Source organism: Acidimicrobiales bacterium, from assembly GCA_035547835.1.
GTDB lineage: Bacteria > Actinomycetota > Acidimicrobiia > Acidimicrobiales > Iamiaceae > DASZTW01.
On the sequence record DASZTW010000018.1, the window covers coordinates 58,063 to 80,726 of the forward strand.

Genomic DNA, 22,664 nt, shown 5'->3' on the forward strand with positions numbered 1-22,664 from the left:
CATGGGTAAGGCGTCTTCCGCCAAGAAGGTGGCCCGCATCACGCAGGGGAAGAAGCCCTCGGGTGGCGCGCGTCGTGCGAAATGGGGCTTCCCGGCAGTGATCGGCACGATCCTCGTGCTGGGCGTGATCAGCATCGTCTTGTTGAAGGGCTCGCAGCCCAGCGACTTCCCCAAAGCCGCCGATCTCACCAACCAGGCGAGCCCCGGCGGCGATCACATCCACGAGGCGTACGGCTTCAACATCTGCGGCAAGTGGCAGACCGCGCTCCCCGAGTTCGAGAGCCAGGTGGGCATCCACACCCACGGTGACGGCGTGATCCACATCCACCCGTACAGCATCACGGTGCAGGGCAAGCACGCGCAGCTCAAGGTGTTCCTGAGCGGCGCCGGTGTCCGCCTGTCGAACAAGGCGCTGGTGATCCCCAAGAACTCGGTGGGCGATGGCGCCAACGTGAAGGTGCCCGGCACCTGCCCCGGCGGCAAGAAGGCCGTGCTGCGCGTGGCCGAGTGGAAGCACGCCACCAAGAACAACAAGGCCGTCACCACCCCGCCCGACAAGATCTACACCAGCGGCTTCGGCAACATCTGGCTCGGCCACAACGGCGGCGCGCTCACGATCTTCTACGGCCCCGCCGACGCCAAGATCCCGCTGCCCAACTACGACAACTCGATCCACTACCTGATTCAGGCAGAGGGTGGCAACGACCAGACGGTCACGCCGGGATCGTCCACGCCGAGCACCACCGTCGGCTCCGGCACCACGGCGGCCACCACCGCCACCACCACACCCTCCACTTCCGCGGGCTCGTCGACGACGGCGGCTGCGGGCGGATGAGGGCGGTCGTCCTCGTCGGCGGGTTCGGCACGCGGCTGCGCCCGCTCACCCTCGACGCCCCCAAGCAGATGCTGCCGGTGGTGAACCGGCCCATGATCGAGCATGTCCTGGAGCATCTGGCGGGTCACGGTATCGACGACGCGGTCTTGTCGCTCGGCTACCGCCCCGATCACTTCCAGGCCGCCTATCCCGACGGGGTCTGTGCCGGAGTGAGCCTTCACTACGCAGTGGAGCCCGAGCCGCTCGACACCGCGGGCGCGATCCGCTTCGCCGCCCTCGACGCCGGGATCGACCATCGCTTCGTGGTGGTCAATGGCGATGTGCTCACCGACCTCGATCTCGGCGCGCTGCTCGCGTTCCACGAAGAGCGTGGCGCGGAGGCCACCATCGCGCTGCACCGGGTGGAAGACCCGTCGAGGTTCGGCGTGGTGCCCACCGACGAGTCGGGCCGCGTGCTGGCGTTCGTCGAGAAGCCTCCCCGAGACGAGGCCCCGACCGATCTGATCAACGCCGGCACGTACGTGTTCGAGCCGTCGATGATCGACCGGATCCCGGGCGGCCGGAAGGTCTCGGTGGAGCGTGAGACGTTCCCGCAAGTGGTGGCCGATGGCCGACTGTACGCGCTGGCCGATGAGAGTTACTGGCTCGACACCGGCACGCCTGCGCAGTACCTCGAGGCCCAACTCGACCTGCTCGACGGCGTGCGGGGCCGCGTGTGGGAAGGCGTGCAACCGGGCGCCGAGATCGACGGCGCTGCCACCGTCGAGCGTTCGGTCGTGGGTCGGGGAGCGTCGGTGGGCGAGGGCGCCGTGCTGATCGACGCGATCGTGTTCCCCGGCGCAGTGATCGAGCCAGGCGCGCACGTCATCCGATCGATCGTCGGGCGCAACGCCACGGTCGGTGCCGGCGCCAGCCTCGACGAGGTGGCCGTCATCGGTGCGGGCGAGAAAGTCGCGCCGGGTGAGCAGCTGCGCGGCGTCCGCCGCCCGAGCCCCGACTGACCGATGCGGACCTTGGTGACGGGCGGAGCCGGGTTCATTGGATCGACTCTGGTCGACCGGCTCCTCGCCGAGGGCCACGCGGTCGACGTGGTCGACGACCTCTCCCGCGGCAGTCTCGCCAACCTCGCCGAGGCGCGCGCCGACCGGTCACACGAGGTCACGTTCCACCAGATCGACATCCGTGACCCCGGGGTCACCGCGTTGATCGCGCGCCGCCAGCCCGAGGTCGTCTTCCATCTCGCGGCGCAGGTCGATGTGCGCGTCTCGGTCGCCGACCCGGCGCTCGACGCGGCGATCAACGTGGTCGGCAGCCTGCAGGTGCTCGAGGGAGCACGGCAGGGCGGCGCCCGCAAAGTCGTGTTCGCCTCGAGCGGCGGCACGATCTACGGCGACGTGCCGGGTACCGAGCTGCCGATCAAGGAGAGCCACGCGCAGCAGCCGGTCTCGCCGTACGGCGTCGCCAAGAAGGTGGTCACCGACTACCTGCACGTCTACCGGGACCTGTACCAGATCGAGTACACGTCGCTCGCGCTTGCCAACGTGTACGGCCCTCGGCAGGACCCCCACGGCGAGGCGGGCGTGGTGGCGATCTTCGCGGGACGGCTGCTGGGCGGTGAGCCGTGCACGATCTTCGGCGACGGGCGCCAGACCCGTGACTATGTCTACGTCGATGACGTGGTCGATGCGTTCGTGCGGGCCGCCGAGAAGGGCAGCGGCCTGGTGTTGAACATCGGCACGGGTGTGGAGACGTCGGTGGTCGACCTCTACCGGACGATGGCGGGACTGGCCGGCGTCGTTGGCGAGCCCGAGCACGCGCCGGCCCGACCGGGCGAACTCGAACGCTCCGCCCTCGACGCGTCACGTGCGGCGATCCATCTGGGGTGGGAGCCGTGGACCACGCTGCCCGAAGGATCGGCGGCGGTGCTGAGGTGGTTCCACGACCGATCCTGACGTGCCGTCCGTCACGTCCGTTCGGGGCCGAGTGCTACAGTTCAACCCCTATGTCGCAATGGCTCGGGGGAGGCGTGCGGGCTGAGCGCCGGCACGATCAGCGACGTCAACAGCGTCCGCAGATCGTCGAGCGCGGGCACGAACACCAAGCTGAACGCCATCCGCACGAGCCATTCGGCGGTCGCACTGGGGTCGACCTCGGCCAGGATGCCCCCGTCGATCGCCTGCTGCAGGGGAGGGGTCACCCGCTCGACCACCCAGGCGAGCAGCGCGGGCAGCTCGCTCGTGAGGCGGATCTGGAGGGTGTGGGGGTCGTCGCTGAGGATCTTCGCCAGCACGGGGTGCGCCCGGGCCGAGGTCACCACGTGCTCCACCGCATCCACCACGATGGCTGGCCCGTCCGGTGCGTCGGGCGACCAGGTCAGCGAGTTCAGCAGGCGCCAGGCCTCGCGGGCGGCGAGCTGGCGGGCCATGTCGTCGACGGTGCCCACCTGCCGGTACACGGTGGTGCGGTTCACGCCCAGCTCCCGAGCCACATCCTGCACGGTGGTGCGGAACAGCCCGTGGCGAGCGAAGCACGCCGCCGCGGCATCGAGGTAGCGGTCGAGCTCCGGCGGGGGTGGCGTCACGGCTGCATCGGCGAGGCCGCGCAAGTCGACCTCCATGACCCCCCGTGCCGCAGGACGGACCACCACTCGCCTTCCCACCAACCGGGCAAATTAGCACAAACCGACATATTCGTCGCCGTGTTGCACGCGGCGCGGCGCAGCCGTGCCGGGAGTCGCCCGTGCTGACAGCGAAGCTTCTGGGGATGCTCACCGAGCTGGGGGAGTTGTCGGCTCTCACGATCGAGGGGCTGCGGCGCTCGTGGGACGTGCGCATGTGGTGGCGCGAGTTCGTGGAGCAGTGCCTGTTCTTCGCCAAGGTCACCACCTTGCCGGTGATGGCCGTGGCGCTGCCGCTCGGCGCGACCGTGGCGCTCCAAGTCGGTTCGCTCACACGCCAACTCGGTGCCGAGTCCGTCACCGGCTCGGCGGTCATGTTGGGCATCGTCCAGCAAGCTGCACCCTTGGCCGCAGCGTTGCTGATCGCCGGCTCGGGCGGGTCCGCCATGGCGTCCGACATGGGCGCGCGCAACATCCGCGACGAGCTCAACGCCATGGAGGTCATGGCGGTCAACCCGGTGCACCGGCTGGTCACCCCGAGGCTGTGGGCGGCCGGGGTCATCGCGATGCTGCTCGTGCCGTTGGTGATCTTCGCCGGGGTCGGCGGCGGTTTCTTCTTCAACGTGATCATCCAGAAGGTCAGCCCCGGCGCGTACTTCTCCGGCGCGACGGCGCTGCTGCAGGTGGCCGACCTGCTGGTCGCCATGTTCAAGGCGTTCCTGTTCGGCATGGTGGCCGCGGCCGTCGCTTGTTACCGAGGCATGACCTGCGACCGCAGCCCTGCGGGCGTCGGCATCTCGGTCCGGCGCGCCGTGGTCCTCACCGTGCTGCTCGTGTTCGCCATCAACTACGTCATCACGAGCATCTACTACGTGTTCGTGCCGCAGAAGATCTGATGACGGCCGCGCTGCGCACCCGCGAGTCGGTGGTCCGGTCGGTCAGCCAGACCGCCACGGGGATCCTCGAGGGCGCGGGCGGCTTCGGCTCGTGGCTGTACTTCTGCGGGCGGGCGATCGGCCACACGCCGATGGCCGTGCGGCGCTTCCGCAAGGAGATCTGGCGCCACGTGTCGGACATCACGGTCGGCGTCGGGGCGTACGTGGTCGGCGGCGGCATGGTGTTCGTGGTGGCCGCGATGTCGCTGTTCGTCGGCGGCACCGTGGGACTCCAGGCGTTCAACGGCCTGCAGGCCATCGGCGCACAGTCGTTCACGGGACTGGTCGGCGCGTACGTCAACACCCGCGAGATCACCCCGGTGATCGCCGGCATCGCGTTGGCGGCGCAGGTCGGCTCGTCGTTCACCGCCGAGATCGGGGCGATGCGCATCAACGACGAGATCGACGCGCTCGATGTCATGGCCGTGCCGTCGCTGCCGTATCTGGTCTCGACCCGCCTGGTGGCGATCGTGGTCGCGCTGATCCCGCTGTACTTCGTGGCGCTGATCACGTCGTTCTTCGCGACCCGCCTGGTGACCACCACCTTCCTCGGGCTGTCGCCGGGCATCTACGACTACTACTTCCACCTCTACCTGCCACCGATCGACGTCCTGTACTCGACGTTGAAGGTCGTGGTGTTCGCGATCCTGATCTCGCTCGTCCACACCTATTACGGCTACTACGTCGGACGGGCCGGCCGGGGTCGGCCGTGCAGTCGGCAAGGCGCTGCGCTCCACGATCGTGTGGCTGGTCATCGTCAACTTGTTGCTCTCCTACGTGTTCTGGGGCAACAACACCACCGTGAGCCTGACCGGCTGATGCCCGACCAGCTCCCGCTCCGCATCCGCCTGGTGGTCGCCACCGCCGGCGCCGTGCTGCTCATCGGGCTCTCGTTCGTGTTCTTGCAGTACGGCCTCGGCTACTTCAAGGGTGGCTTCCAGTTGCACGCTCGGTTCACGAGCAGCGTGCAAGGCTTGTCCACGACGTCTGACGTGAAGATCCGCGGGGTCACCGTTGGTTCGGTCACCGGCATCCACCTCGGCGACGGCGGGGTGGTCGACGTCATCATGAAGCTGCACCCCGGCACCAAGGTGGCCGCCACCACGGTCGCCAGCATCGAGCCGCTGTCCGTCTTCGGCCCTGGCTACGTGAACCTCGAGCCGGGCGCCGACGAGGTGCACGGACCGTTCCTGCGCGACGGCGACCGTGTTCCTCACACGAAGACGTCCGCCGCGTTCACCGCCTTGGTGAGCCACGCCGGCACGGTGCTCGACGAGATCGACATCGACGACCTCCAGACCGTGATCCACACCGTGGCGCAAGGGATCACCGGCCTCGGCCCCACGTTCGGTGACCTGCTCGACAACACCTCGAAGCTCACCGACATCGTGTCGGCCCACGCCGACCAGATCCCCGGTTTCCTGGCCGACCTCAACGCGCTCACCCAGACGCTCGAGCAGCACGTCGGCTCCTTGCAGACCACCACCGGCGCGCTCAACAGCGTGCTCCCCGCCCTCAACGCGCGCGGCGACCAGCTCACCAGCGTCCTCGACCAGGCGTCGTCGCTGTCCGGCCAGCTCGCCACGTACCTCGACCAGCACCGCGCGGGCATCACCCAGCTGTTCGACGACGGCTCCGGGGTGCTGAAGATCGCGTACGACCAGAGCAGCAAGTTCCCGAGCATCCTCGACGTGCTGAACCAGTTCTTCGACCGGGTGGGCAGCGCGGCGCGCCTGCCCGGCCCTGGCGGGGTGCTGAGCGGCGCGGTCTTCGGCGACTTCTTCACGTCGGTGTGCGCCAACGCGAAGGTGCCCGTGGCGTGCACACCGGTCGTGCCATGAAGCTCAAGGTCGTCCGCCTCACCGGGTTCGTGCTGGTCACCGGGCTCATGGCGCTGTACATGGGCGCTCAGCTCGCCAACTTCAGCTTCACGGACCGCTACAACCTCACGGCCACGTTCCGCGACGCCAGCGGGCTCAACACCGGCGACCCGGTGCGCATCGCCGGGGTGCCAGTCGGACAGGTCACCAGCATCCACCTCGACGGTGACTTGGCGAAGGTGCGGTTCAAGATCGACAAGTCCGTGAAGCTGCCCCGAGGTGCGACCACCGTCGAGATCCGCTGGCCGAACCTGATCGGGCAGCGCTACCTGAACTTGAAGTTCGACCCAGCCGCGGCGGCCAAGGCCACGTCGTTCGTGTCCACCAACGGCAGCGCGCTGTTCTCGGCGACCGCCAAGAACCCGGACGGCAGCCACGAGACCACGTCCACGGTCGACATCGGCTCGGTGTTCAACGCGCTCCAACCGCTCGCCACCGCGATCGACCCGGCGCAGCTCAACACCATCTTCCAGACCCTCACCCAGGCCTTCGACGGCAACGACGCGAACATCACCAACATCACCCGTAACTTGCGGACCATCTCCGCCACGCTCGCCAGCCGCGACAGCACGATCCAGCAGATGCTCACCGACTACAACTCGCTGGGCTCGGTGCTCTCCAGGCGCGACGGCCAGATCCAGACGATGATCGACAACCTCGTGTTGCTGTCGCAGGCGTTCTCCGACAACACGAACGTGTTCGAGCAGGCGCTGAGCAACTTCTCGACGGCCGGGTCCAGCCTCAACCAGGTCCTGGGTGCGAACGAGCAGCAGCTGAAGTCGCTGCTCGACAACTCCGCGCAGCTCGCCAACACCCTCACCGGGAAGCTGCCCCAGATCGAGGCGTCGCTGAAGGGCCTGCCTGCCACGTTCGCCTCGCTGTTCTCGGCGGTCAACGGCGGTGACTTCATCCGCATCGACAGCAGTTGCTTCCAGTTCACGCACATGCCGTGCACGACCCCGTACGCGGTGCCATGAAGTTGCCGCGCCGGCCACGCTGGCTCCGCTTCCCGCGCCTGCCCTCCGCGCGCGACCTCAACCCGATTCCGGTCGGGCTGGTGTCGCTGGCGTTCCTCGCCGCCCTGGTCGGCACGGCCATGGCGGTCGGCACGTTCGGGCTGTTGAAGCACCAGTACCAGATGAGCGGCGTGTTCCACGACACGGGTGGGCTCCACAAGGGCGCCAACGTGCGCCTGGCGGGCGTCAACGTCGGCCAGGTCACCGGCGTGTCGCCCGACTTCCACCACGGCCAGGTGGTCATCACGTGGAAGGTCAACCACGGTGTGCACCTCGGCCCGAACACCCGGGCCGACATCGGTGCCACCAACCTGCTCGGCGGCGACGTCCTCGAGCTGTCGAACACGTCCGGCGGCACGAGCTACGAGCACCGGCCGGGCTCGCAGCGGCGCATCCCGATCCAGCGCACGTCGGTGCCGTACACGCTGACGTCCGCGCTCGGCGACTTCACCACCGACATCAACAAGATCGACATCCCCACGGTCGACAAGCTGCTCCGGCAAGTCGCCACCAACGTGGAGTCCACGTCGCCGGACCTGCCGGCGCTGTTGCAGAACCTCGACCTCGTGTCGAAAGCGGTCACGTCGCGCCAAGCCCAGCTCAGCCAGCTGCTCACCAACAGCCAGCGCCTCACTTCGACGCTCGCCAGCCGCGACCAGCAGCTCGTCCAGCTCATCGACCAGGCCGATCAACTGCTCGACGTGTTGAACAGCCGGCGCGACGAGTTGAGCTCGGCGCTCGGCAACGGCAGCCAGATCGTGCAGCAGCTCGGCAACCTCATCACCACCAAGCGGGCCCAGATCGACTCGATCCTCTCCGATCTGCATCGCACGCTCCAGGTGTCGCAGCGCCAGATCGGCAACGTCAACGCCGGCCTCACGTACGCCGCCCCCACTTTCGAGCGGCTCAGCGCGGTGGCGGGGCCGAAGGCCTTCCGGGTGCAGGTCACTGGCATCGGGCCCCTCAACTTGAGCCGGATGAACGACATCCTGCGCCAGCTCGTGGGGGGCAACCCGTGACCCGCGCGGCGGCTCGTCGCGGCCGGACCCGGCGAGCGGGGGTGGTGCTCGCGGCGGTGGCGTTCGTCGCGGCGGCGGTCCTGCCGGGTTGTTCCTACCTCGGCGGCGGCAAGGCCGGGTACACGGTCGTCGCGTACTTCCCCGAGGCGGTGGCGCTGTACGCGCACTCCAAAGTGAAGGTCATGGGTGCCGACGCCGGCACCGTGCAGTCCGTGAAGATCGACGGCAACCGCGGCATCGAGGTCAAGATGAAGATCGACCGCGACGTGCCGTTGCCGACCGACGTACAGGTCACGATCCAGGCGCTGACGATCATCGGCGAGCGCAACGTCGTGCTGTCGCCGGCGTGGACGCCCGGCCAACCCGAGATCGCCGACCACCTCACCGATGGCCGTTTCGTCATCCCTGCGAAGCACACGAGCGTGCCGGTCGAGCCCGACGACGGTCTCAAGGCGTTCTCCGACCTCGCCGCCGCCATCGACCCGAACGCGGTGACCCGGCTGGTGAAGAGCGGCGCCGACGCGTTCGACGGGCACGGCCAGACGTTCAACGACCTGCTGGGCAGCGCATCGTCGCTCAGCACGCAGCTCGCCGCCCAGGACCAGCAGATCCTCCAGACCGCGCGCAACTTGCACACGCTGGCCTCGGCGGTGAACGGTCGCAGCGAGCAGCTCGGGCACGTGATCGACGGATTCTCGCAGGCCACCGGCACGCTGGCCGACCAGCGCACCGCGGTCTCCAACTTGTTGACGGGGGCGAACCAGCTGATCGGCGCGGGCCAGTCGCTCCTCGACACGTACAAGAACCAGCTGCCGGGCGACCTCGCCAACCTCGCGCAGCTCGGGCTCACGCTGCAGCACAACTCCGACACGTTCCAAGCGCTCATCGGCAGCTTCCCGAAAGTCGCCCAGAGCCTCATCAACGCGTACGACCCCGTCGGCAAGCAGTTGCTCCTCGGCGTCGATCTGGTGCAGGCGGCCGGCGGCATCCTCGGGCCGACCGCGCAGATCATCCTCGGCACCCCGGCGGCCCAGGCGCTCGTGCAGAACACCGGCCTCGAGTCGATCCTGTGCCAGTCGCCGGTGCTGTCCACCGTCCTCGGGTGCACGTCGTGAGCCGGCTGGCGCCGATCCGCCGAGCACGTGTGGCGCTGGCCGTCGCGCTCCTCCTCGCCTCGCTGGTGCTCGGTGGCTGCCAGCTCCAGACGATCGGCGCGCCGACCGGCCCGTTGTCGCTGCGGGCCACGTTCGACGATGCACAAGGGCTGGTCGTCGGCAACAACGTGCAGATCAACAACGTGGTGGTGGGCAGCGTCCGCCGCATCCGCCTGCGGAACTACCGGGCCGAGGTCACGATCTCGATCTCCGACGCCCATCCGATCCCTGCCGATGCGGTGGCCACCATCCGCCAGAGCACGCTGCTCGGCGAGTACTTCGTCGACATCGGATTCCCTGCGGGCCAGACGTCGGGGCCGTTCTTGCACCGCGGCGACGCGTTCCGCGAGACGGAGACCACACCGCCGGTCGAGTCGGTGGTGAGCCGCGCCGGGCAGTTGCTGCAAGCCGTGTCGGCCAACGACATCGGCGGGATCGTCAACGCGGGCGCCGAAGCGCTCAACGGCCGTGGCCCGCAGCTGCACCGGCTGATCGGCCAGCTCTCCGACCTGGCCGGGCTGCTCGGCAACCAGTCGCCGCAGATCGGCCAGGCCATCGACAACCTGGGCCAGCTCGGCGCGTCGCTCGCGCCCCTGCGCGATCAGCTCAGCACGTTGCTCGACAACGTCAGCCGCACCACCACGATGCTCACCGCGGATCGCCAGCGGTTCTTCACCACGCTGACCGAGTTCAACAAGCTGCTGGTCTCGACGAACACCAACGTCATCCAGCCCCACGCGCAGCAGCTCAGCTCGCTGATCCGTGAGGCCAACGGGATCCTGGCTTCGCTCAACCAGAACAGCTCGATCATCACCGCCGCGGTGGACCACTTCGCGATGGCAGTACCCCGGCTCACGCGTGTGGTCAGCAAAGGCCAGTTGCTGATGGCGGAGTGGGTGCACGTGTCGACCACCACGTTGGGCAGCGGCACGTTGCCGCCCGTGATCCAGGGGCTCATCCCGTGAGCACCCGGGTCCGGATCAACTTGGCGGTGTTCGCCGCGCTGTTCCTCGTGTTGCTGTGGTGGGACATCACCAACGTGCTGCGGCCCGACGCGTACACCCGGCCCTATCACGTCACCGCCGAGTTCTCGACCTCGCCCGGCCTGCGCAGCGGGTTCGGCGTGACGTACCGCGGGGTCAGCGTGGGCCAGCTCGGCTCGGTGCAGCTGGTCGGCCACCACGTGAAGGTCGACCTCAAGATCAACCGCGGGGTGAAGCTGCCCGCCCAGGTCGACGCCGCGGTGCGACGCAAGTCGGTGGTGGGCGAGCCGTACGTCGACCTCACCCCGACGGGCGGGCGCGACCCTGGCGGGCCGCGCCTCCAGGGCGGTGCGGTGATCCCGGTGGCCCGCACCACCACGCCGCTCGACTACTCGACGCTGTTCAACTCGGTCAGCCGCCTGCTCGACGCGGTGCCCACCACCGACTTGAACCGGCTCCTGCGCGCCACCGCCGAGGGGGTCGAAGGTCGTGGCGAGGACTTCCGGCGGCTGATCGCCAGCGCCGACCAGTTCACCGGCGACGTGGACAAGGACGGCCCGCTGCTCGATCAGCTCGCCGACGACCTCACCACCTTGGTGCACACGCTGGCGGCGCACCGCGACTCGCTCGGCGCCGGGTTCGACAACCTCGCATCGCTCGCCCAGGTGCTGGCCGACAACAAGGCCAACCTCGTCGCGCTCCTCGACAAGACCCCGACCCTGCTGCACGACGTCAGCGATCTGCTGACCAAGAGCGGCCCCGACATCGGCTGCACGGTCGACGCCGCAGGCGGGCTGTTCCACGCGCTGAACACCCCGGCGATCCTCGGCTCGTTCACCCGCTTGATCGACCTGTCACCCGAGACGGCGGCGATCGTCCACAGCATCCGCGTCGACGGGCCCGATGGCCCTTACATCGGCGGTGGGCTGGTGTTCACCGCGTCGTTCAACCCGCCCAAGGTCTTCAAGACCCCGCTGGCCCTGCCAAAGGTGACGTCGGTGCCGGGCTGCAACGCACCCCGCGTCGCCGGGACCGCCGGCGCGCCGTCGAGTACCGCCGGCGCCGGGAGCGGTTCGTCGGCGGTCGGCAACCAGGGCGTCACGACACCGCCGGCGCCCGCTGCGTCGAAACCGTCGCTCGGCCCGTCGTCGGACAAGAAGGTCAACGCCACCGGCTGGAAGAGCTACTTGTGGCCGGCGCTGATCGGGCTGTTGGTGCTGGCGGCGCTTCTCGGCCTCACGGTTCTGCGACCATGGGACCGCATCAAGGCCCTGGCGGCCGGTGGCCGGAGCGGGCCCGGTGACTCCTCGCCTCCCGACACGGATGGACTCTCTTGACCTTTGACGACCAGCCTGAAGAGCCCGAGCAGCGCGCGGCGCCCGAGTCGCCGGACGAGCCGTCGTCGGCAGGAGCCTCCGAGCCACACGGGCCCTCCCCGTCGGTGACGGCCGGCTCCGGCACGGCCGGCGAGTCGGTCGGTCCTTCGGCCGCCAGCCCGGCGAGCGAGGAGTCGTCGACCGGTGAGCGAGCGTGGGACGGCGACCGGGCGTCGGGTCGGTCGGCCCTGGCGCCGGACTCCTCTGCGGGCGAGCCCGACGCGGGGCCGAATGCGCCCAAGCCGCCCAAGAAGAAGGGCAAGAACAAGGCGCGCATCCAACAGCTCGAGGCCCAGCTCCAGGAGCTGCAAGAGCAACAGCGCCAGCGTGATCGCGACGAACGCCTGTCCCAGGTCCCGGCGTCGGGCGTGTCGGGGGTGTCGGGCGCGTCGGGCGTGCCGGGCGCGTCGGCTCGCGACCTCGCCCGCTACCGGGCCGAGGTCGAGGCTGGGTCGGCCCCGGGGAGTGCCCGCGACACCGCCGACCCGCTGCCCGCCAGGGGCCGACGCGCCGATGTCGCCACCCGGCCAGGCCGCGCGCGGGCAATCGACGCAGCCAAGGCCGACGACGGGGCGCGCCCCGGCGCAGGTCCCCTGTGGTGGGTGGCGCTCGGCGTGCTGGTGGTGCTGGTCGTGCTGGCCGGGTCCTACGCGTTCGCCCAGCGACGCCACGCGCAGGACCTCACCTCGGCACGCGACCAGCGTCAGACCGCCGGTCAGGCAGCGGGCGAGTTCGCCCAGACGTTGTTCACGTACGACTCCACCAAGCCCACGGCCAGCCTCACCCACCTGGCGCAGCTCGCCAGCAAGGCGTTCCGCCCCAAGATCGAAGCGGCGCGCAGCCAGGGACAAGGGTCGACCACCACTGCGCACTTCACCATCAAGGCCGAGCCGGTGTCCGTCTACGTCGACGAGCCGAGCGGGAACCACACCACGGCAGTGTGCGTCGTGTCGCTCACGTTGAAGGCCGGCACCGAGTCCGAGACGCACCCGGTGTACGTCGAAGTCGAGCTGGTTCGCGAGTCGGGGACGTGGAAGGTCGACCAGGTCACCAACGACGGGCCGCGCCTCGGGTTCAACGACTCCAACCTCGGCGCCGGCACCACGCCGGGCGCCGGCAGCTCGTCGTCGTCGACCACCACCACCGCTCCGGCCTCGCCCACCACCGCGCCCTGAGATCGGGCGGACCCCGTGCCCGCGGGAGGGTAGACGGGGCACCCGACCGTCAGTAATGTTACCGGCGGTAGAAATACGGGAGGGCAGGGGATGGCCGAAGCCAAGTCGCGGCGGGTCCAAGGCGCCGGGGTCACGCTCGCAGTGCAGGAATCGGGCCCGGTCGGTGCGCCCACGATCGTGCTGCTGCACGGCTATCCCGACACGCACGCGGTGTGGGATCTCGTCGCGGCCCGGCTGGCCGAGCGGTTCCACGTGGTCACGTACGACGTGCGCGGCGCCGGCGCATCCGATTCGCCCACTCACATCGACGCCTACGCGCTCACCTTGTTGATGACCGACCTCCACGCGGTCGTCGACGCGGCGAGCCCTGGTCGGCCCGTGCACCTGGTGGGCCACGACTGGGGCTCGTTGCAGGGATGGGAGGCCGTCGTCGACCGCCAGCTCGACGGCCGGCTCGCCAGCTACACGTCGATCTCTGGGCCGTCGCTCGATCACGTTCGGGATTGGACCCGCTTGCGGTTCAAGCGTCGCTCGCGCCACGACCTTCGCCAGCTCGTGTCGCAGGCAGGCAGGTCGTCGTACATCGCGGCGTTCCACACGCCGGGCGTGCAGTGGGCGGCCGAGCTCGGCGGTCGGCGGCTCGAGCGCGCTCGCAAGGTGTGGGCGGCGGGGCTGCGCCGGCGTGAAGGCGTGGACGTCGACGAGCAGTGGCCGCCGCCGAGCTTCGGCCACGACCTGGCTGCCGGCATGAGCCTGTACCGCGCCAACATCGCCAAGAAGCTCCGTCGCGGCGAGCCGGCGCACACCGACGTGCCGGTGCAACTCGTCGTGGCCGAGCGCGACCCGTACGTCCCGCCTGCGTTGCTCGAGGGGCTCGACCAGGTCGCCGCCGATCTCCGGGTGCAGCGGATCGACGCTGGCCACTGGGTGCCGCGCAGCCATCCCGCGGAGGTCGCCGACCTGATCGCCACGTTCGTCGACGAGATCGAAGGCCGTGCGGCCGAGCCCGCCGACGGTGCCCCCGCTGGTGCGGGGTCTGGCGGTGCGGGAGGGCGCGCAGGCGGTTCGGCCAGCGGTACGAGGTCTGGTGCCGGGTCTGGCGGTGCCAGGTCTGCTGGCACGGGGTCTGGCGGTGCGGGAGGGCGCGCGGGCGGTTCGGCGTCGGAGGTGTCTGGGTGAGCGCCGCGCCGGTTCGCTCGGGCGGCGTCGACAGCGGCGCCGCGGCGCCACCGATTCGGGCACGCGCCACCCGCTTCGACCTGTCCGCGACGCCCGTCCATTGGGTGCCCGGCGACGCGCAGACGACCCACACGATCAACGTCTTGCACTTGTTCCTCCCCCCGGGAGAGCGGTGGTTCTGCGACGTGTACCGCGACGCGCTGCCGCTGATCACCGACCCGCAACTGCGGGCCGATGCCCGCGGGTTCGTGGGCCAGGAGGCCACGCACGCCAAGGCGCACGATGGTGGGCTCGAGATGCTGGCCAGGCAGGGGATCGACTTGCGGCGCGAGGTGGCGCGGGCCGACCGGATCCGCATCGGGGCGCGCAAGGTGATCCGCAAGCTGCCGCCCGGCCTGCGCCGACGCGTGTTGACCGCCGAGTTGGGTGCGATCGCCGCCATCGAGCACTTCACGGCCGTGCTCGGCGTGTGGGTGATCGAGGATTCGGTTCGCCTCGATGAGGTCGGCGCGGATCCGGCGATGGTCGACCTGTTGCGCTGGCACGGGGCAGAGGAGGTCGAGCATCGGGCCGTGGCGTTCGACATCTTCGAACATCTCGGCGGCTCGTACGCGCGGCGAGCGTTCAGCATGGCCGTCGCCGCGGTCGGGTTGACGGCGGCGTGGATGGCGGCCACGCAGGTGTTGATGCGCCTCGACCCTGACACCGCCGAACGTGCTCACTGGCGCACGTTCCGCGAGGCGGGCGAGGACGGGCGGCTCCCCATGTTCCGCTCGATCGTCGACTCGATCCCGGGTTACCTCCGCCGTGATCACCACCCGAGCCAGGTCGGCCACACCGAGCTCGCCTTGGCGTACCTCGCCACATCCCCCGGCGTCGCCCACCGCCCCTGAGCCCACCTCAGCTCACCTCACCTCACCCGGCTCCACCGCCAAGATCCTGCGATTCGTGCAGAAGTGGTTGGTATCCGGCCAAAATTGCACGAAGTTCGCCGGATGGCCTGGGGGTGAGCGCTCTTCGGGCAGAAGTGGTTGCTATACAGCCAAAATTGCACGAATCGCAAGAGATTGGCGACCGGCGGCGGGCGGGGGTGGTCGCTCACGGGGGTGGGATGAGCACGGGGGGTGGGGATGGGGCCCCCAGGGATGACCCCTAGGGTCCCATTTGGGAAAAGTCTGGGGTCGCGACGGCTGGGCACCGGTTGTTCACCGTGCCATCATCGGATCCACGAAGTCGGAGGGCGGCCGTTTGATGGGGTGCCTCCGCGGGCGATGGTCTACGGGCCAGGAGGGCAAGAAATCGTGGCGAAGCACGAGCAGGACACGACCGTCAACGCTGCCGACGGCGAAGAGAAGCACGGCGCACTGGCCCGGCGGGCCATCCGCAATGCGCTGTTGTCGGTGTCCGGTGGTGCGGTGATCGCGGTTGCGGGGGTGGCGGGCGCCTCCGCGGCCAGCGCGCAGACCGCACCACCGCCGGCACCGGCCACCCAGAGCACTGGGAGCCAGGGGAACCAGTCGACGGGCTCGGCCCAGTCGACGACGCAGGGTGCCAACGCGGTCGGCAACAAGGCCGACAACGGCACGACCCAGACCCTCACGGTGCAGGGGACGCTCGGTGTGGTGCAGATCGTGCACCAGACCTCGACGGTCACCAACACGGGTAACGCCAACGCCAACACCGGGAACAACACGGTGGTCGGCAACAACTCGAACAACAGTGCCTCTGGCACGCAGACGCCAACCGTTTCGCCCGCGGGCGGTGTCGCAAACGTCAACGGCCAGGCCACGAACAACTCGACCGGGTCGGCCAGCAGCACCACGGGTGCGGCTTCGGCCACTGGCAACATCGCCAACAACAACATCAACCAGACGGCCACCGGCAGCGCCGTCGGTCAGCTCGGCGGCGTCCTGATCATCCACCAGGACGCCAACGTCGTGAACGAGGGCACGGCCAACGCCAACACCGGCGGCAACCGCGCCGGCGGAAACCTGAGCGACAACAACAACGCCCTCGACCAGACCTCGGGCGGCACGGCCACCATCGCCAACCTCGACGGGTCGGCCACCAACGCCTCGAACGGTTCGGCCACCATCAAGACCGGTGACGCCAACGCCACCGGCAACAACTCGAACACCAACGTCACGCAGACCGCGAACGGCACCGCCGGTGGCGCGCTCGGCGGCGTGATGATCCTCCACCAGAACACCAACGTCACCAACCTCGGCTACGGCACCGCCAACACCGGTGGCAACCGCGCCGGCGGCAACTTGAGCGACAACAGCGCGTCGCTCACGCAGTCGAACACGCCTGGTGGCGCCCCAGCCGTCGACGACTCGGTGGCCAAGGCTGACGGCACGGCGAGCAACGACTCCGACGGATCCGCCTCGATCACGACCGGTGGCGCCACGGCCACGGGCAACAAGTCGACCACCAAAGTCACGCAGAACGCGAACCTGAACCTCGTCGGCGGCGGTACGGTCCTCGCCGACCAGAACAGCGACGTCACCAACCGCGGCCGGGCGGTCGCCAACACCGGTGGCAACCGTGCCGGCGGCAACTTGAGCGACAACGACGCCGACGTCGACCAGAGCGCCTCGACCGGCGGCGCCGGCAACGGCGATGCCGTGGCCGCCACCTTCGGCAAGGCCGCGAACACCTCGGACGGCGACGCCTCGATCAACACGGGCAACGCCTCGGCAACTGGCAACGACGCCACCACCAACGTCACGCAGAACCTGACGGTCAACGCCGACGCGAGCGCGGTGGTCGACGCCGACCAGAACAGCAGCATCACCAACCGCGGCTTCGGCATCGCCAACACCGGTGGCAACCGCGCCGGCGGCAACCTGAGCGACAACGACGCCGACGTCGACCAGTCGGCCGACACGGGTGGCGCCACGCTCGACACCGTCGGCTCCGACTTCGGGCTCGCCACCAACGACTCGAAGGGCTCCGCTTCGATCACGACCGGGTCGGCTTCGGCCACCGGCAACAAGTCGACGTCGTCCACGACGCAGTCGTCGGACATCGAGGTGCCCGACACTTCGGTCGTCGACGTCGACCAGAACGCCTCGACCCGGAACCGGGGCCTGGGCATCGCCAACACCGGCGGCAACCGCGCCGGCGGCAACTTGAGCGACAACGACGCCGACGTCGACCAGTCGGCCACCACCGGCGCCAGCGGGCTCGACACCGTGGCCGCCACGTTCGGCCAGGCCACGAACGGCTCCGACGGCGACGCCTCGATCCACGCCGGCTCCGCCACGAGCGTCGGCAACAACGCGGGCACGATCACGATGCAGAGCGCGTCGGTCGACCCGGCCGTGAGCAACGTCGACCAGAACGCCTCGACCCGGAACGGGGGTCTGGGCATCGCCAACACCGGTCGCAACCGCGCCGGCGGCAACCTCAGCGACAACGATGCCGACGTCGACCAGGACTCGACGGCCACGGGCGGCACCGGCGACGTCGTCGGCCAGACCGACGGCACGGCCAGCAACGACTCCGACGGCACGGCCTCGATCACGACCGGCGCCGCCACGGGCACCGGCAACATGTCGACCAGCTCGACCACCCAGTCGGCTTCGGTCGACAACGGCACGGGCGTCGTCGACGTCGATCAGACCGCCAGCACCACCAACCGCGGCTTCGGGCGCGCCAACACCGGCGATAACGAGGCCGGTGGCAACAACAGCGACAACGACGCATCGGCGTCGCAGACGGCCAGCGCCACCGGCGGGGCCGACGTGATCGCGCAGGGCAACGGCTCGGCCACCAACGACTCTGACGGCACCGCCTCGATCACGACCGGTGCGGCGACGGCCACCGGCAACAAGGCGACGTCGACCACGACGCAGTCGGCTGACGTGACCGGCGACCCCGGCGTGGTCGACATCGACCAGGCCGCGGACACCAGCAACCAGGGCAACGCCACCGCCAACACCGGCTACAACGAAGCCACCGGCAACAACAGCGACAGCGACGCCTCGCCCGACCAGGACATCACGCTCACCTCGGGCGGCGGTGCGGGCGGCGACGTCGCCGCCAACGCCACGCTGAACGCCTCGAACACGTCGGACGGCACGGCCCGGATCACGACGGGGGCCGCCAACGCGGCCGGCAACAACTCCACCTCGTCGACCACCCAGTCGGCCTCGGCCGACCCGGGCGTCGCCGACATCGACCAGACCGCGAGCACCTCGAACTCCGGGCAGGCCGGCGCCAACACCGGCTACAACGAGGCCACCGGCAACAACAGCGACAACGAGGCCTCGCCGAGCCAGGACGTCACGGTCGACGTCACCAACGCCCCCGGTGGCAACCAGTCGGGCGGCGACGTCGGCACCAACGCCACGCTGAACGCCAGCAACGACTCCGACGGCACGGCCACGATCACGACCGGTGCCGCGACCGCCGCGGGCAACAAGTCGACCTCGACCACGACCCAGTCCGCTGACGTCACCGGCGACGCCGGCGTGGTCGACATCGACCAGACGGCCGACACCACCAACCAGGGCTACGGCGGCGCCAACACCGGCTACAACGAGGCCACCGGCAACAACAGCGACAACACCGCCTCCCCGGAGCAGGACGTCACGGTCACCGTCACCAACGCACCGACCGGTGACCAGTCGGGCGGCGACGTCGGCACCAACGCCACGTTGAGCGCCAGCAACAAGTCGGACGGCACCGCCTCGATCACGACCGGCGCGGCGACCGCTGGCGGTTCCGACTCCACGTCGACGACCACGCAGTCGGCTTCGGCCGACCCGGGCGTCGCCGACATCGACCAGACGGCCGACACCGGCAACCTCGGCTACGGCTACGGCAACACGGGTTACAACGGCGCCACCGGCAACAACAGCGACAACACCGCCTCCCCGGAGCAGGACGTCACGGTCACGGTCACCAACGCCCCCGGCGGTGACGAGGCGGGCGGCGACGTGGGCACCAACGCCACGTCGAACGCCAGCAACGACTCCGATGGCAGCGCGACGATCTCGACCGGCGCGGCCACGGTCCAAGGCAACAAGTCGACCTCGGGCACGACGCAGGACGCCAGCGTCGACGGCACCACGGGCGTCGCCAACCTCGACCAGACGGCCGACACCGGCAACTACGGCTACGGCTACGGCAACACCGGTTACAACGGTGCCACCGGCAACGACAGCAGCAACGACGCCTCCCCGGAGCAGGACGTCACCGCCACGGTCACCAACGCCCCCGGCGGTGACGAGGCGGGCGGCGACGTCGGCACCAACGCGACGTCGACCTCGTCGAACAAGTCGAACGGCAGCGTTTCGATCACCACCGGTGCGGCCACGGTCGGTGGCAACGACAGCCACTCGGACACCAACCAGGGCTCGAGCGTCAGCGGCGACAACGGCGTGGTGCAGGGCAGCCAGAGCGCCAGCACCACCAACAACGGCTACGGCTACGGCAACACGGGTTACAACGGCGCCACCGGCAACGACAGCGACAACACCGCCGAGCCGGAACAGGACGTCACGGCCACGGTCACCAACGCACCGACCGGCGACGAGGCCGGCGGCGACGTGGGCACCAACGCCACGCTGAACGCCAGCAACGACTCCAACGGCAGCGCCACGATCACGACGGGCGCCGCGAACGTCAGCGGCAACAAGTCGACCTCGGGAATCACGCAGGGCTCCATGGTCGACCCGGCCGTGGCCCAGTCGCACCAGACCGGCACCATCACCAACGATGGCACTGCATTCGCCGACACGGGCGACAACGAGGCCGATGGCAACGACTCCGACAACAACGACCTGCGGGTCGTGCCGAGCCAGGACGTCACGGTCAACGTCAGCAACGCACCCGGTGGCGACGAGGCGGGCGGCGACACGTCGACCAACGCGACGCTGAACGCCTCGAACAAGTCGAACGGGAGCGCCTCGGTCACCTCCGGCGCAGCGACGGCCAACGGCAACGCCTCGACCTCGGCGGTCACCCAGGGCGCCGACGTGACGGGCTCCCCGACCGGCTTGGTGGCGCAGTCGGACCAGGCCGGCACGATCGCCAACGACGGCTACGCCAGCGCCAACTCCGGCTACAACACGGCCACGGGTAACGAGAGCGCCAACGGCGCCGTGCCGAGCCAGGACGTGACGGTCTCGGCCGTCAACGCCGGCACGGGCGACCTCGGTGGCGGCGACGTCGGCACCAACGCCACGCTGAACGCCAGCAACGACTCCGACGGCAGCGCGTCGATCACCAGCGGCGCGGCCACCGCCAACGGCAACAAGAGCACCTCGGCGGTCACCCAGGGCGCCGACGTCTCGAGCACCGCCCCTGGCGGTGTGGTCGACGCCGACCAGTCCGGCGCAGTCGACAACTCCGGCACGGCTTACGCGAGCAGCGGCACCAACACGGGGACCGGCAACGAGAGCACCAACTCGGCCTCGCCGTCGCAGGCGACCACGGTCACCGCGACGAACGCCCCCGGTGGCGACGAGGCTGGTGGCGACACCGCCACCAACGCCACGCTGAACGCCACCAACTCCTCGAAGGGCAGCGCGACCATCCGCACGGGTGCCGCGGCCGCGACCGGCAACGACAGCAACTCGGGCATCACGCAGGGGGCTTCGGCTGAGGACCAGGCACCTGGTTCGGTCGTGAACGTCAACCAGACCGGCGCCGCCTCCAACAGCGGCACCGGATCCGCCGACAGCGGTGGGAACGACGCGTACGGGAACGAGAGCACCAACACCTCGACCCCGACCCAGAGCCTCACCGTGACCGCGACCAACACTCCGGCCGGCACCCTGACCGGTGGCGACACCGCCACCAACGTGACCGGCACGGCCAGCAACACGTCGGACGGGTCGGCTTCGGTCACTTCGGGTTCGGCGTCGGCCACGGGCAACCACGCCCAGAGCTCGGTCGACCAGGGCACCGACATCGACCCGGCCGTCGCCGACGTCGACCAGACCTCGTCGATCGACAACTCCGGTTTCGCCACGGCCAACAGCGGCGCCAACAACGCCACCGGCAACGAGAGCTCCAACACGGCGTCGTCGGACCAGAGCCCGACGATCACGGTCAGCAACTCCGGCTCGCCGCAAGAGGAAGGCGACGTCAGCACCAACGTCACCGGCACGACGACCAACACGTCGAACGGCACGGCGTCGATCACCACCGGCGCAGCATCGGCGACCGGCAACGACGCCACCAACCACGCCGGCCAGACCGCCAGCGTCACCGGCGACCCGACCGCAGTGGTCGACGCCGACCAGACGTCGTCGATCGGCAACGACGGTTCGGCTACGGCCGAGAGCGGCGGCAACACTGCGTACGGGAACGCGTCGACCAACGACGCGACCCTCACGCAGTCGCCGGCGGTGACGGTGAGCGGCGCCAGCCAGGACGTGGCCACGAACATCACCGGCACCGACACCAACATGTCGGACGGTACCGGCACGGTGGCCGCCGGTGCGGCCAACGCCACCGGCAACCACGCCGGCAACGACGTGACCCAGACGGCGTCGATCGACCCGGCGGTGGTCCTCTCGGACCAGACCTCGACGATCGACAACACCGGTACGGCGACGGCTGACAGCGGCCTGAACACCGCCGGCGGCAACTCGTCGACGAACACCGCCAACCTCACCCAGAACCCGACGGTGATCGCACCGACGGCGACGGGCGACGTGGTCGTCAACCAGAACGGCCTGAGCGGGAGCGAGTCGCACGGCACGGCCGGCGTGACCACAGGTCCGGCAGGGGCAACCGGCGACGACGCCGCCAACCACGTGGCGCAGGTGTCCGACATCACCTCGACTGGGCCGGCGCTGCCGAACCAGACCTCGACGCTGAACAACTTCGGCAACGCCACCGCCAACGTGGGCGGGAACTCGTCGGCCGGCAACACGTCGACCAACGCGGCAAACCTCACGCAGTCGCCGTTCATCGACCCGGTGGCCGCCGTCGTCAACATCAACGGCGTGGCCTTCAACCGGTCCGACGGCACGGGCACGATCGGCAGCGGCACCGGTACGACGCCGACGCCGACCCCGACTCCCACGCCGACGCCGACGCCGACCCCGACCCCGACCCCCACGCCGACTCCCACGCCGACGCCGACGCCGACCCCCACGCCGGGGACGGTGCAGGCGGCGAGCACGGGTTCGGCTGCGGTCCCGGCCTCGGGCTTGGCGCACACCGGCGCCCCGCTCGACGAGGAGGCCCTGCTGGGTCTGCTCCTCTTGCTCGCCGGCATCCCGGTCACGCGGCTGGCGCGGCGTCGCCGGCGCAGCGAGGGCTGAGGCGAAGCAACTCCGTGGAAGGTGGCTGAGTTGCCGGGCCCGACCGGCAACTCAGCCACCCACATGGCAAACTGGTACAGCTGCAAGGGCGCAGCGATTGGGTGACGACCACGGCGACCGCCAGAGGGGGTGGGAGCCGAACCGGGCGGTAAGGGCACACGTCCAACGAGGTCGTTTCGGAGGGGCGTGTCCACGCAGGGCGGAAAA

The 22,664-nt window shown here is 69.7% G+C and carries 15 protein-coding genes; 14 read left to right on the forward strand and 1 reads right to left on the reverse strand.

Features of this window, described 5'->3' with window-relative positions; all coding sequences use genetic code 11:
* The first annotated feature begins 1 nt into the window (after nucleotide 1).
* The 3 genes from VHA73_14675 to VHA73_14685 are packed head-to-tail and all read left to right on the forward strand — an operon-like array spanning nucleotide 2 to nucleotide 2,787.
* Nucleotides 2–835, forward strand: a complete 834-nt coding sequence (locus VHA73_14675; protein HVX19271.1) for a hypothetical protein — start codon at nucleotides 2–4, stop codon at nucleotides 833–835.
* Entirely contained in the window at nucleotides 832–1,836 is a 1,005-nt protein-coding gene (locus VHA73_14680) for an NDP-sugar synthase (GenBank protein ID HVX19272.1), read from the forward strand. The genes VHA73_14675 and VHA73_14680 overlap by 4 nt, the downstream gene beginning before the upstream one ends.
* A gap of 3 nt (nucleotides 1,837–1,839) precedes the next feature.
* Nucleotides 1,840–2,787 carry an NAD-dependent epimerase/dehydratase family protein gene (locus tag VHA73_14685; GenBank protein HVX19273.1) on the forward strand — a complete coding sequence of 316 codons (948 nt, stop codon included), beginning with the start codon at nucleotides 1,840–1,842 and terminating at the stop codon, nucleotides 2,785–2,787.
* Between the two features lie 41 nt (nucleotides 2,788–2,828).
* On the opposite strand, the gene VHA73_14690 is transcribed toward VHA73_14685, so the two are convergent.
* The gene (locus VHA73_14690) at nucleotides 2,829–3,452 is read right to left on the reverse strand and encodes a TetR/AcrR family transcriptional regulator (GenBank protein ID HVX19274.1); all 624 of its coding nucleotides are present in this window, start codon (nucleotides 3,450–3,452) and stop codon (nucleotides 2,829–2,831) included.
* 146 nt (nucleotides 3,453–3,598) lie between these two features.
* Between VHA73_14690 and VHA73_14695 the strand changes: the two genes are divergently transcribed.
* The 11 genes from VHA73_14695 (at nucleotide 3,599) to VHA73_14745 (ending at nucleotide 22,457) form a co-directional block, all read left to right on the forward strand.
* The gene (locus VHA73_14695; protein HVX19275.1) at nucleotides 3,599–4,348 is read left to right on the forward strand and encodes an ABC transporter permease; all 750 of its coding nucleotides are present in this window, start codon (nucleotides 3,599–3,601) and stop codon (nucleotides 4,346–4,348) included.
* A complete protein-coding gene (locus VHA73_14700; protein HVX19276.1) occupies nucleotides 4,348–6,228 on the forward strand; it encodes an MCE family protein in 1,881 nt (626 codons plus the stop codon). The genes VHA73_14695 and VHA73_14700 overlap by 1 nt, the downstream gene beginning before the upstream one ends.
* The gene (locus VHA73_14705) at nucleotides 6,207–7,244 is read left to right on the forward strand and encodes an MlaD family protein (protein ID HVX19277.1); all 1,038 of its coding nucleotides are present in this window, start codon (nucleotides 6,207–6,209) and stop codon (nucleotides 7,242–7,244) included. Before VHA73_14700 ends, VHA73_14705 begins: the two co-directional genes overlap by 22 nt.
* Nucleotides 7,217–8,302, forward strand: coding sequence for an MlaD family protein (locus VHA73_14710; GenBank protein ID HVX19278.1), 1,086 nt, complete (start codon nucleotides 7,217–7,219; stop codon nucleotides 8,300–8,302). Before VHA73_14705 ends, VHA73_14710 begins: the two co-directional genes overlap by 28 nt.
* Nucleotides 8,299–9,417 (forward strand): MCE family protein, encoded by a 1,119-nt coding sequence (locus tag VHA73_14715; protein HVX19279.1) that lies wholly within the window; start codon nucleotides 8,299–8,301, stop codon nucleotides 9,415–9,417. The genes VHA73_14710 and VHA73_14715 overlap by 4 nt, the downstream gene beginning before the upstream one ends.
* The gene (locus VHA73_14720; GenBank protein ID HVX19280.1) at nucleotides 9,405–10,421 is read left to right on the forward strand and encodes an MCE family protein; all 1,017 of its coding nucleotides are present in this window, start codon (nucleotides 9,405–9,407) and stop codon (nucleotides 10,419–10,421) included. The genes VHA73_14715 and VHA73_14720 overlap by 13 nt, the downstream gene beginning before the upstream one ends.
* Entirely contained in the window at nucleotides 10,418–11,776 is a 1,359-nt protein-coding gene (locus VHA73_14725; GenBank protein ID HVX19281.1) for an MCE family protein, read from the forward strand. The genes VHA73_14720 and VHA73_14725 overlap by 4 nt, the downstream gene beginning before the upstream one ends.
* Nucleotides 11,773–12,990 carry a hypothetical protein gene (locus VHA73_14730; GenBank protein ID HVX19282.1) on the forward strand — a complete coding sequence of 406 codons (1,218 nt, stop codon included), beginning with the start codon at nucleotides 11,773–11,775 and terminating at the stop codon, nucleotides 12,988–12,990. Before VHA73_14725 ends, VHA73_14730 begins: the two co-directional genes overlap by 4 nt.
* 90 nt (nucleotides 12,991–13,080) lie before the next feature.
* A complete protein-coding gene (locus VHA73_14735) occupies nucleotides 13,081–14,169 on the forward strand; it encodes an alpha/beta fold hydrolase (GenBank protein HVX19283.1) in 1,089 nt (362 codons plus the stop codon).
* A complete protein-coding gene (locus VHA73_14740; GenBank protein ID HVX19284.1) occupies nucleotides 14,166–15,062 on the forward strand; it encodes a metal-dependent hydrolase in 897 nt (298 codons plus the stop codon). The genes VHA73_14735 and VHA73_14740 overlap by 4 nt, the downstream gene beginning before the upstream one ends.
* A gap of 408 nt (nucleotides 15,063–15,470) precedes the next feature.
* Entirely contained in the window at nucleotides 15,471–22,457 is a 6,987-nt protein-coding gene (locus VHA73_14745) for a hypothetical protein (protein HVX19285.1), read from the forward strand.
* Nucleotides 22,458–22,664 lie beyond the last annotated feature (207 nt).